This window comes from Kushneria sinocarnis, assembly GCF_003633775.1.
Classification (GTDB): Bacteria; Pseudomonadota; Gammaproteobacteria; order Pseudomonadales; family Halomonadaceae; genus Kushneria; species Kushneria sinocarnis.
In genome coordinates this window covers 358499-367887 of the sequence record NZ_RBIN01000005.1, presented here as the reverse complement: position 1 = coordinate 367887, position 9389 = coordinate 358499, and the positions used below count along the sequence as shown (strand labels likewise).

Here is a 9389-nt window from a genome sequence, read left to right as displayed (position 1 = left end):
ACGGACCACCTGAGGTGGTCAGAAAATGATCGCTGACGCGATGGTTGTGCCACTCTGAGCCCTTCAACCGCTCAGAGACGAATTGATCAGCGATTCCCTAGGGCGTTACATTACTGAACAGGCAGGTGAAGTTTTGACCTTTGATCCGGTTCTACAAGGTGACGCAGTGGAGAGGCTTATGCGCGGCGAAGCTGAGATGCGCTCAATGCGTGTAAGTTTTGCTAGGCCTACGAATCCGGATCTCTTTCCTGAAGATAAATGGACTCATAGTTTGATGGAACAGATGGCAATTGCCGGTGGCTCGAGCGTGGCCCTATCTATTACTTCCGACAGCCGGAGTAATGAAGAAGAAAAGAGCCAGCTGTCTGCTAGAATGAAAGGAGCGGTTACAGCTTTAATGCGCAGCGGCTACGCACGAACTGTTCGTGTCAAACTTGAGGAAGACGGCATTGAGCATCCTATCGATCTCATGGAAGATCGTATTACCTCGGTGCAAAGTGTCACCATGGCAGGTAAATATCCGGTGAGGAGGTCAATTTATGCAGCACTCAATTCTGCGTTCGAAGAGCAGCGGGATGCGATCTATGGCGTTATTGGCCGTCCTGAGAACCGCAATAGTTAATTTAGTGATTCCTGTCGCCGTGGGCTCAGCCGCGTTTAAAGGGCTCTGCGTTATTGAAGATGCAAGGCTCACCGCTACCACCATGGTTGCTTTGTCTGGAACTCTGATCGGTTTCATGATGGCTTCACTTTCTATGTTAGTCTCAGCAGCTGATCGCCCTTTCCTTCAAAACCTCCGTCGCTCTGGCCACTTCAAAGGCTTGGTTCGGGAGATATTGACTACCGTTATCTTGTGGCTTGCGGTGATCGTGGTAGCACTGGCAGGGCACTTCGTTGTCGGTGATTATCAGCGTTATGTGGTTGCGATCGCTACGGCACTACTGACCTTATCTTTCATACATTTTATAATTGTTGGGCGCAAATTCAAGATGGTGATTGAGATGCTGTCGGCAAACTAAAATACTTTATTGAAGACCAGTATTCTGAGACGTGAGTGGGTTGTAGCGATCTCTGCGGGAGGCGCCTTTAGCCTTGATGTGCCCCTATGCCGATTATAAATTGATGCTTAGATCGTGTGCGATTTTTACTTATCTTTATCAATGATGGGAGCAACCAGCTCTGCCACTTTGGTCAAGGCCTCCTTTCGTTCTTCAAAGTAGTCGTAACGGTCGTAGATACCCTCTACGCCCTTGAGCTTGTGGTTCAGGCATCGTTCTGCGATATGCCCTGGTACGCCAGCGGCAGCCAGCAAGCTGCGGCAGGTACGCCGTAGGTCGTGTACCGTAAATTCGGCAAGATTGCCCATCCTGTTCTCCGGCTGCGGTTTTTTGCCTGGCTCTCGGCCGAACAGCTTGGCAATGGCGCGATTCAGTGTGTCCTTGCCCATATGGGGCTGCTTGCTACTGCGGCGATTAGGAAAGACGTAGACCGATCCGCAGGCGCGGATCTGGAGCTCATTCAGCCAGGCGATAGCCTGTGGTGGAAGCGGTATTCTGATCCCGACACCTGACTTGCTACGTTCGCCAGATAGCTCCCACTGCCGGTTCTCCAAATCGAACTCAGCCCACTGGGCTTCGATCAGTTCCGTTTTACGTACCCCCAGAGTAAGCAGAAGGGCGCAGGCAAGATAGTTGTCGCGACTGAAGCTATCGCTGTTTTCCCGGAAGACTTGAAAAGCCTGATAAACCTCATCAAGGCCCAAGGCCCTGTCGCGGCTTTTCTCAACACCACCTGCATCGCTGACGTTGAAGGCGGTGGCCGGATTATAGGTGAGCAGGCCCAATTTAACGGCGTGATTAAAAAGCTGCTTCAGGTACATCAAGGTGTCGTTCGCAGTGGTCGGGCGACCGCTATCGGCTACCTTCCGGATTATTGAGCGTACCTCCATGGGGGTGACGTCACCCAATGCTAGGTGGCCAATGGAAGGTGCGGCCTCTTTTTCGAAAATTCGCTTGGGGATGTGGGGGTGCTTGAGGCGTTTCTCCAAATCTTGGTGCCAATCGGTGAAGAGATCCTGGACGGTATTGATGGTGACCTTTTCTTCGCGCTTGCGCTCTTCGACGGGGTCGATACCGTTGCGGATAGCCTTCTGTGACTCTATAGCCTGCTCACGAGCTTCAGCCAAAGACAGCTGCGCATACTTGCCCAGCGTCAGCTCACGCCGCTTTCCGGCGAACGTGTATCGAAGCATCCAGTAGGGCATGCCCTTCATTGGAATCATCAGGTACAGGCCGTTGCCGTCACTGTAGCGTCCCGGTGTTCCGTCCTTGATCAGGGACTGGACCTTCTTGGCGGTAAAGCTGCCCATTAGCTCCTTCTCCAGCGTGCCATAAAAAATTTGAAACATTTGTTTGAATTTGTAGCGACTAGAGTAGGGCGTACCCCATCAAGAGCATGTTTACACAGTTTTTTCTGCCAGGTTGGCGCAGGGCTTGTTTCCCTGGGCGGGGTTCTCCAGTCCAAGGGTGAGCGTTTGAGGTGGGGGGTACTCATAGGAAAATCGAGCCTTATGGTGGGTAGTACACTGGTTTACTCCCCATTGTACTCCCCACCTGGAGCTGGCTTAAGCTAGATTTTTGTAGACAGCTATAGACAACCATTCAGGAAATTTTTATTAAAAACAGTATATTGTGTTGCTGTGTAGATGAGGATGGACATCACTCTATATTTTGAATCTGCTCGCGCATCTGTTCGATCAGCACCTTCAGCTCCACCGCGCAGCGGGTGGTGTCGGTCACCGCCGCCTTGGAGGAGAGCGTGTTGGCCTCGCGGTTGAGCTCCTGCATCAGAAAATCCAGTCGGCGGCCGATCGGACCCTTCTGGCCGAGCTGACGCTCGACCTCCCGAACATGCGTTTCCAGCCGGTCGAGCTCCTCGGCGACATCCGACTTCTGCGCGATCAGTGCCATTTCCGCTTCCAGCCGGGCGGGGTCGAGCTCGGCCTTCACGCTCTCCAGCCGTTCGAGAATCTGGGTGCGCTGGCGCTCCAGCACCGCGGGCAGGTGGGCGCGCACTTCGGCGACCTGTTCACGGATGCCGGCCAGCCGCTCGCGGATCAGCTCGGCGAGGCGCTCGCCTTCGCGGGCGCGGCCGTGGTCGAGATCGGCGAGCGTGGTGTCGAACAGTCCGAGCGCCGCCTCGCGCAGAATATCGCCATCCGGCCCGCCGGCGCGGGAGACCCCGGGGTGATCAAGCAGGGCCAGTGCGCTCGGCATGGCGGCCTCCGGCGCCACCCGGCGCACCTCGGTAAGGGCCGCGACCAGCCGCTCGAGCCCGGCGCGGTCGACGGCGAAGTCGTGCGGCTGCTCGCTGGTGGTCAGGCGCAGGGTGCACTCCACCTTGCCGCGGGAGAGCCGGCCGCGCAGCCGCTCGCGCAGCGGCGCTTCCAGTTCGCGCAGGCTCTCCGGCAGCCGGAAGTGCAGATCGAGATAGCGCTGATTGACGCTGCGCAGTTCGATGGCAAGGCTGCCCCAGTCGGCATCGAGCGTCTGGCGGGCAAAGGCGGTCATGCTGCGAACCATGGTGACTCCTGCGGTTGGACGAGGGGCCAGTGTACCCGATGCCCGGTGGCGATGAACGATCGGCCTCGCCGAGCGGCGTGGCGGTGTACAATGGGCGGATATTTTCATGCCCTGACGAGAGAGAGTGATGAGACCCAGCGGACGACATCCCGAAGCGACGCGTGAAATCACCCTGACCCGCGGCTTCACCCGCCATGCCGAAGGGTCGGTGCTGGTGACCTTCGGCGAAACCCGGGTGCTGTGCACCGCCAGCGTCGAGACGGGCGTGCCGCGCTGGCTGCGCGGCAAGGGCCAGGGCTGGCTGACCGCCGAATACGGCATGCTGCCCCGCGCCACCCACACCCGCGGCGGCCGGGAGGCGGCGCGCGGCAAGCAGGGCGGGCGCACCGTGGAGATCCAGCGCCTGATCGGGCGCAGCCTGCGCGCGGCGATCGATCTGAAGAAGCTCGGCGAGTACACCATCACCATCGACTGCGACGTGCTGCAGGCCGATGGCGGCACCCGCACCGCGGCGATCACCGGCGGCTGCGTGGCGATGGTCGATGCCCTGCGCCATCTGCAGCGCAGCCGGCAGATCACCACCGATCCGCTGAAGCAGCTGGTCAGCGCCGTCTCGGTGGGGATCTACAAGGGCGAGCCGGTTACCGATCTCGACTACGACGAAGATGGCGCGGCTGATACCGACATGAACGTGGTGATGACCGAGGACGGCGGCATCATCGAGGTGCAGGGCACGGCCGAGCAGGCGGCGTTCTCGCGCCGGGAACTCGATGCGCTACTGGACATGGCCGAAGCCGGCTGCAGCCAGATCTTCGAGAAGCAGCGCGAGGCGCTGGGTGTGCGTGACTAGTCACGCCGGCTGGCGCTCTCATAACGAAGCCCGGTCGCAGCGAGGTGCTGCGATCGGGCTTCGGCGTGTTCAGGGAGCGACGATCGGGCTCAGAGCGAGAGGTCGTACTCGACGATCAGCGGCGCGTACTCCGAGAAGGTCGCTTCCCGGTCGATCCAGGCGTCGGTCACGCTCTTTGCCAGTTCCGGGCCGGTGATCTGATAATCGGTCCGCCAGCCGTCCTGGCGATGACGCGGCGTATCCTGCGCCAGCAGCGGCCAGTAGGTGTAGTGGCCGGCGTCGCGCACCACCTCGCGGAAGGTGTCGACAAAGCCCATCGGGCCGAACACCTGATCCATGAAGGCGCGCTCTTCGGGACGAAAGCCCGGCGAGCTCTGGTGCTCCGACCAGTGCGCCAGATCGATGGTCTTGTGGGCGATGTACCAGCTACCGCAGATGATGTACTGGCGGCGCTTGCGGCGCAGCTTGCCGAGGTAGTCGCTGTAGCTGGTGATGAAGCGCTGCTTGGCGTGCGGATCATCGGGCATCAAAAAGGAGGCCACGCTGAAGCGGTCGTAGTCCGCCTGCAGAAAGCGTCCTTCGTTGTCGCACTGCTCGAAGCCGAGACCATACATGATGGCCTTGGGGATCTTGCGGCAGTACAGGCCTACCCCGGCAAAGCCGTCCTCGGCGGCATCGAGGAAGTAGCCTTCATACCCTTCCGGGTAAAGAATGGACTCGTCGAGCTCGAAGCTCTTGGCTCTGAGGTTTTGCACGCAGACGATGTCGGCGTCCTGCTCGGCAAGCCAGTCGAGGAAGCCGCGCTCGACGGCTCCCTGAATACCGTTGACGTTGACACTGGCGATTTTCATACATGGTCCCTGAATTTTCGCGCGTGTATGATACCCGAGCTTTATACGTTTGGGTAAAGGGCCCGGTTATAAAAAGGTGGTAGCGAATGCATGAAGATCAGCGCGCGTTCATCGAGTTCGCCATAGCCGAAAGGGCGCTTGTATTTGGCGAGTTCACCCTGAAGTCCGGCCGAGTCAGCCCCTACTTCTTCAACGCCGGCCATTTTCACAGTGGCGCGGCGCTGGCCCTGCTGGGCCGCTGTTACGCCAGTGCCATCGAACGCTCCGGACTCGATTTCGATCTGATCTTCGGCCCCGCCTACAAGGGCATCCCGCTGGCTACCACCACGGCCGTTGCCATGGCCGATCACCATGGTCGCAGCCTGCCCTATGCCTTCAACCGCAAGGAGGCCAAGGATCACGGCGAGGGCGGCCGAACGGTCGGCGCCCCGCTGGCGGGCCGGGTGCTGATCATCGATGACGTGATCACCGCCGGTACCGCCATCGGCGAGTCGATGGCCCTGATCGAGGGTGCCGGGGCCGAAGCGGCCGGGGTCGTGGTGGCACTGGATCGCCAGGAGCGCGGTCAGGGCGACACCAGTGCCATCGAGGACGTCCGGCAGCAGTATGGCATTCCGGTCGTTCCCATCATTACCCTTGATCAGATACTAGAATATCTGGAGCGGCACGCAGGCACTGAACTGGCAGGTCATGCGGACGCAATTCGTGATTATCGCACCCGTTACGGGGTGTCGTCCTGAATTCATTACACTCGATGGACCCATCACCATGAACAGAACCCTTCTGCTGGCCATGAGCGGCCTTGCGCTGACTGCAGCAACCACCGGCGCACATGCGGTCAGCCTCAACGCCAACGCTTCCCCCCATGGCGGCGGCGCCGAAGCGAGCCAGTCGCTGGCGCCCGGCTTTACCGGCAGCCTCGGCTACTTCTACAGCGACGACAATGATGGCGATACCAACGCCTATCACGCCCAGCTGATGTTCTCGCCCTATCTGCCCGGGCTCGATGTCGGTATCGGCGGCCGCTATCAGTATCTTGATTCCGACTACGGCGACGGCGGCGGTGCCGGCATTACCGGCCATGTGTTCGCGCCCACGCCGATTCCGCGCGTCAGCGTCGGCGGCTACGGCTACTACCAGCCGGATGGCCTGTCGCACGGCGATGTCAACGAAAGCTACGAGTACGGGGTGCAGGCGCGCGCCAACCTGGTGGCCAACACCTACGGCTATGTCGGCTATCGCTCCATCCACTCCGACTTCGACGGCCATGGCGACAAGACGATTTCCAGCAGCCCGGTGATCGGCGTCTCCGTGGGCTTCTGAACCGCCACTGCGCGATCATCGACGGACCCGGCAGTGCCGGGCCCGTTGTCGTGGTAACCCCGGAAGCACCGTCATGCTCGATATCGTGCTCTACCAGCCCGAGATTCCGCCCAATACCGGCAACATCATCCGGCTGGCGGCCAATACCGGCTTTCGCCTCCATCTGATCGAACCGCTGGGCTATGAGCTCGACGATACCCGTCTCCGGCGGGCCGGGCTCGACTACCACGAATGGGCGCGGGTGCAGCGTCACGCCGATTTCGACGCCTTTCTGACGACCGTGGCCCCGCCCCGGCTGTGGTTCATTTCCACCCGTGGGCAGCGGCATCATCACGAGGTGCGCTACCAGGCCGATGATGCGCTGGTGTTCGGCCCCGAGAGCCGCGGCCTGCCGCAGGCAATGCTGGAGGCCTGGCCGTGCGAGCAGTGCCTGCGCATCCCCATGCGCCCCGACAATCGCAGCCTCAATCTCTCCAACGCCTGCACCGTGGTGGTCTTCGAGGCCTGGCGTCAGCTCGGTTTCGAAGGTGCTGCGCCGCTCTGAGCTCAATCAACCCTGCAGTCGGCGCGTGGCGATCTTCATCGGCTTGAGCTCGCTGTGGTGTTTATCGCGCCCTCCGGGTGAAATCACGCGCGATGGCGTCGCTGTTCCTCATCTGCAACGCCGGCTTCAGGGTGTATCATGCGCTCTGGCTGAATCCCTGGCCCTGTCCACTCCGGTTGTTTTCCATGTCCGATATTCGCGAACGCATTGCCGGTCTCAACCCGCGCCAGCGCGAGGCGGTGAAATACATCGACGGCCCCTGTCTGGTGCTCGCCGGCGCCGGCTCCGGCAAGACCAGCGTGATCACGTCCAAGATTGCCTGGCTGATCCAGGAGTGCGGCATGAGCGCCCGGCGCATTGCCGCGGTGACCTTTACCAACAAGGCCGCCCGCGAGATGAAGGAGCGGGTGAGCTCGATGCTGCCGGGCAAGAGCGGCCATGGCCTGACGGTCTCGACCTTCCATACCCTCGGCCTCAACATCATCAAGTCCGAGCTGAAGACGCTAGGGCTGCGCTCGGGCTTTTCGCTGTTCGACCCCGAGGACGCCCGGGTACTGCTGCGCGAGCTGATGCAGAAGGACGCCCAGGTCGATGCCGATCAGATCAACCGCGTGCAGGGGCAGATCTCCAGCTGGAAGAACGATCTGATCCTGCCCGGCCCGGCGCTGTCGCACGCCGAAACCGAGGATGAGGCGTTCTGTGCCCGGGTCTACGAGCACTACACCCGCCACCTGCGTGCCTACAATGCGGTCGATTTCGATGACCTGATCATGCTGCCGGCGACCCTGTTCGAGCGCCATCCCGACGTGCTGGCAAAGTGGCGCCGGCGGATTCACTACATGCTGGTCGACGAGTACCAGGACACCAACTCCAGCCAGTACCAGCTGGTGCGCATGCTGATGGCGGAGCGCCAGACCTTCACCGTGGTCGGCGATGACGACCAGTCGATCTACGCCTGGCGCGGCGCCCGGCCGGAGAACCTGGTGCAGCTGGGCGAGGATTTTCCCGGGCTCAACGTCATCAAGCTGGAGCAGAACTACCGCTCCACCGCGGTGATCCTGCGCGCCGCCAACACCCTGATTGCCAACAATCCGCACGTCTACGAGAAGACGCTCTGGTCGGACAAGGGGCTCGGCGAGTCGATCCGCATCATCATGACCCGCAACGAGGAGGCCGAGGCCGAGCGGGTGGCGACCGAGATCCTCACCGGGCGGATCAAGCAGTCGGCGAAGTGGAAGGATTTCGCCGTGCTCTATCGCGGCAACTTCCAGGCGCGGCTGCTGGAGCTCAAGCTGCAGCACTACCAGATTCCCTACAAGATCTCCGGTGGCACCTCGTTCTTCTCCCGCAACGAGATCAAGGACGCCATGGCGTACCTGCGGCTCTTGATCAATCCGGCCGATGACAACGCCTTTCTGCGCATCGTCAACGTGCCGCGCCGCGAGATCGGCCCGACCACGCTGGAGAAGCTCGCCAACTATGCCGGTGAGCGTCGGGTCAGCCTGTTTGCTGCCTGCAGCGAGCTGGGCCTGAGCCATGTGCTCGGCGAGAAGGCGGTCGAGCGGCTGGGGCGTTTCAACCACTTTCTCGAGGGGATTCGCCGCCGCATGGATCAGGGCGAGGCCATCGCCGCGATCCGCCAGATGTTCCAGGAGATGGACTACGAGGCGTGGCTGGTGCAGAACGCCAGCTCCCCGGCGATCGCCGAGAAGCGCATGGCCAACGTCTGGACGCTGATCGATCAGCTCGAGCAGTCGATGCAGCGCGGCACCGAGGAGGGCGATGAGGCCAGCGAGGAGACCGACGACGTCGAGGCGGCCATCTCCCGGCTGGTGCTGCGCGACATTCTCGACCAGCAGGCTCAGGAGGATGACACCGACAAGGTGCAGCTGTTGACCCTGCACGCCTCCAAGGGGCTCGAGTTTCCGCACGTCTACGTGATGGGGCTGGAAGAGGAGCTGCTGCCGCACCGCAACTCGATCGAGGCCAACACCATCGAGGAGGAGCGCCGGCTGGCCTATGTCGGCATTACCCGCGCCCGCCAGAGCCTGACCCTGACGCTGGCGAAGCAGCGCAAGGTCTACGGCGAGATGATGGACTGCACGCCGAGCCGCTTTCTCGACGAGCTGCCGGAGGAGGATCTGGCGTGGTTCGGCCGGCCGGACAAGGAGGATCCGGAGCAGAAGCGCGAGCGCGGCCAGGAAGCAATCGCCGGGCTCAGATCGCTGCTGGGCTGAGCC

The 9389-nt window shown here is 61.2% G+C and carries 10 protein-coding genes; 7 read left to right on the top strand and 3 right to left on the bottom strand.

Features of this window, described 5'->3' with window-relative positions:
* Nucleotides 1-82 precede the first annotated feature (82 nt).
* Complete coding sequence (locus tag C7446_RS16310; protein WP_147408749.1) at nt 83-622, top strand: hypothetical protein; 540 nt, start codon at nt 83-85, stop codon at nt 620-622.
* On the top strand, nt 585-1019 hold the full coding sequence (locus tag C7446_RS10345) for a hypothetical protein (protein WP_147408748.1): 435 nt from the start codon (nt 585-587) through the stop codon (nt 1017-1019). Before C7446_RS16310 ends, C7446_RS10345 begins: the two co-directional genes overlap by 38 nt.
* A gap of 125 nt (nt 1020-1144) precedes the next feature.
* On the opposite strand, the gene C7446_RS10340 is transcribed toward C7446_RS10345, so the two are convergent.
* Both C7446_RS10340 and C7446_RS10335 read right to left on the bottom strand, forming a co-directional pair.
* Nucleotides 1145-2407 (bottom strand): tyrosine-type recombinase/integrase, encoded by a 1263-nt coding sequence (locus C7446_RS10340; protein WP_342768366.1) that lies wholly within the window; start codon nt 2405-2407, stop codon nt 1145-1147.
* A 310-nt stretch (nt 2408-2717) separates the two neighbouring features.
* A complete protein-coding gene (locus tag C7446_RS10335) occupies nt 2718-3581 on the bottom strand; it encodes a YicC/YloC family endoribonuclease (RefSeq protein ID WP_121173025.1) in 864 nt (287 codons plus the stop codon).
* A gap of 127 nt (nt 3582-3708) precedes the next feature.
* On the opposite strand from C7446_RS10335, the gene rph reads away from it, so the two are divergent.
* On the top strand, nt 3709-4431 hold the full coding sequence (gene rph / locus C7446_RS10330; protein WP_121173024.1) for a ribonuclease PH: 723 nt from the start codon (nt 3709-3711) through the stop codon (nt 4429-4431).
* A gap of 89 nt (nt 4432-4520) precedes the next feature.
* On the opposite strand, the gene C7446_RS10325 is transcribed toward rph, so the two are convergent.
* Nucleotides 4521-5282: an exodeoxyribonuclease III gene (locus C7446_RS10325; protein WP_121173023.1), complete on the bottom strand. Its 762-nt coding sequence runs from the start codon at nt 5280-5282 to the stop codon at nt 4521-4523.
* An 86-nt stretch (nt 5283-5368) separates the two neighbouring features.
* Here C7446_RS10325 and pyrE point away from each other — a divergent pair, with 86 nt between their 5' ends.
* The 4 genes from pyrE (at nt 5369) to rep (ending at nt 9386) form a co-directional block, all read left to right on the top strand.
* Nucleotides 5369-6022 (top strand): orotate phosphoribosyltransferase, encoded by a 654-nt coding sequence (gene pyrE / locus C7446_RS10320; protein WP_121173022.1) that lies wholly within the window; start codon nt 5369-5371, stop codon nt 6020-6022.
* 28 nt (nt 6023-6050) lie between these two features.
* Entirely contained in the window at nt 6051-6605 is a 555-nt protein-coding gene (locus C7446_RS10315) for a YfaZ family outer membrane protein (protein ID WP_121173021.1), read from the top strand.
* 73 nt (nt 6606-6678) lie between these two features.
* Nucleotides 6679-7149 (top strand): tRNA (uridine(34)/cytosine(34)/5-carboxymethylaminomethyluridine(34)-2'-O)-methyltransferase TrmL, encoded by a 471-nt coding sequence (gene trmL, locus C7446_RS10310; RefSeq protein WP_121173020.1) that lies wholly within the window; start codon nt 6679-6681, stop codon nt 7147-7149.
* 185 nt (nt 7150-7334) lie between these two features.
* On the top strand, nt 7335-9386 hold the full coding sequence (gene rep / locus C7446_RS10305) for a DNA helicase Rep (RefSeq protein ID WP_121173044.1): 2052 nt from the start codon (nt 7335-7337) through the stop codon (nt 9384-9386).
* Nucleotides 9387-9389: the final 3 nt, after the last annotated feature.

Coding starts and splice junctions, on each gene's coding strand:
- C7446_RS10345 (WP_147408748.1), top strand. CDS start 585: ATGGCGTTATTGGCCGTCCTGAGAACCGCAATAGTTAATTTAGTGATT.
- C7446_RS10340 (WP_342768366.1), bottom strand. CDS start 2,407: ATGTTTCAAATTTTTTATGGCACGCTGGAGAAGGAGCTAATGGGCAGC.
- C7446_RS10335 (WP_121173025.1), bottom strand. CDS start 3,581: ATGGTTCGCAGCATGACCGCCTTTGCCCGCCAGACGCTCGATGCCGAC.
- rph (WP_121173024.1), top strand. CDS start 3,709: ATGAGACCCAGCGGACGACATCCCGAAGCGACGCGTGAAATCACCCTG.
- C7446_RS10325 (WP_121173023.1), bottom strand. CDS start 5,282: ATGAAAATCGCCAGTGTCAACGTCAACGGTATTCAGGGAGCCGTCGAG.
- pyrE (WP_121173022.1), top strand. CDS start 5,369: ATGCATGAAGATCAGCGCGCGTTCATCGAGTTCGCCATAGCCGAAAGG.
- C7446_RS10315 (WP_121173021.1), top strand. CDS start 6,051: ATGAACAGAACCCTTCTGCTGGCCATGAGCGGCCTTGCGCTGACTGCA.
- trmL (WP_121173020.1), top strand. CDS start 6,679: ATGCTCGATATCGTGCTCTACCAGCCCGAGATTCCGCCCAATACCGGC.
- rep (WP_121173044.1), top strand. CDS start 7,335: ATGTCCGATATTCGCGAACGCATTGCCGGTCTCAACCCGCGCCAGCGC.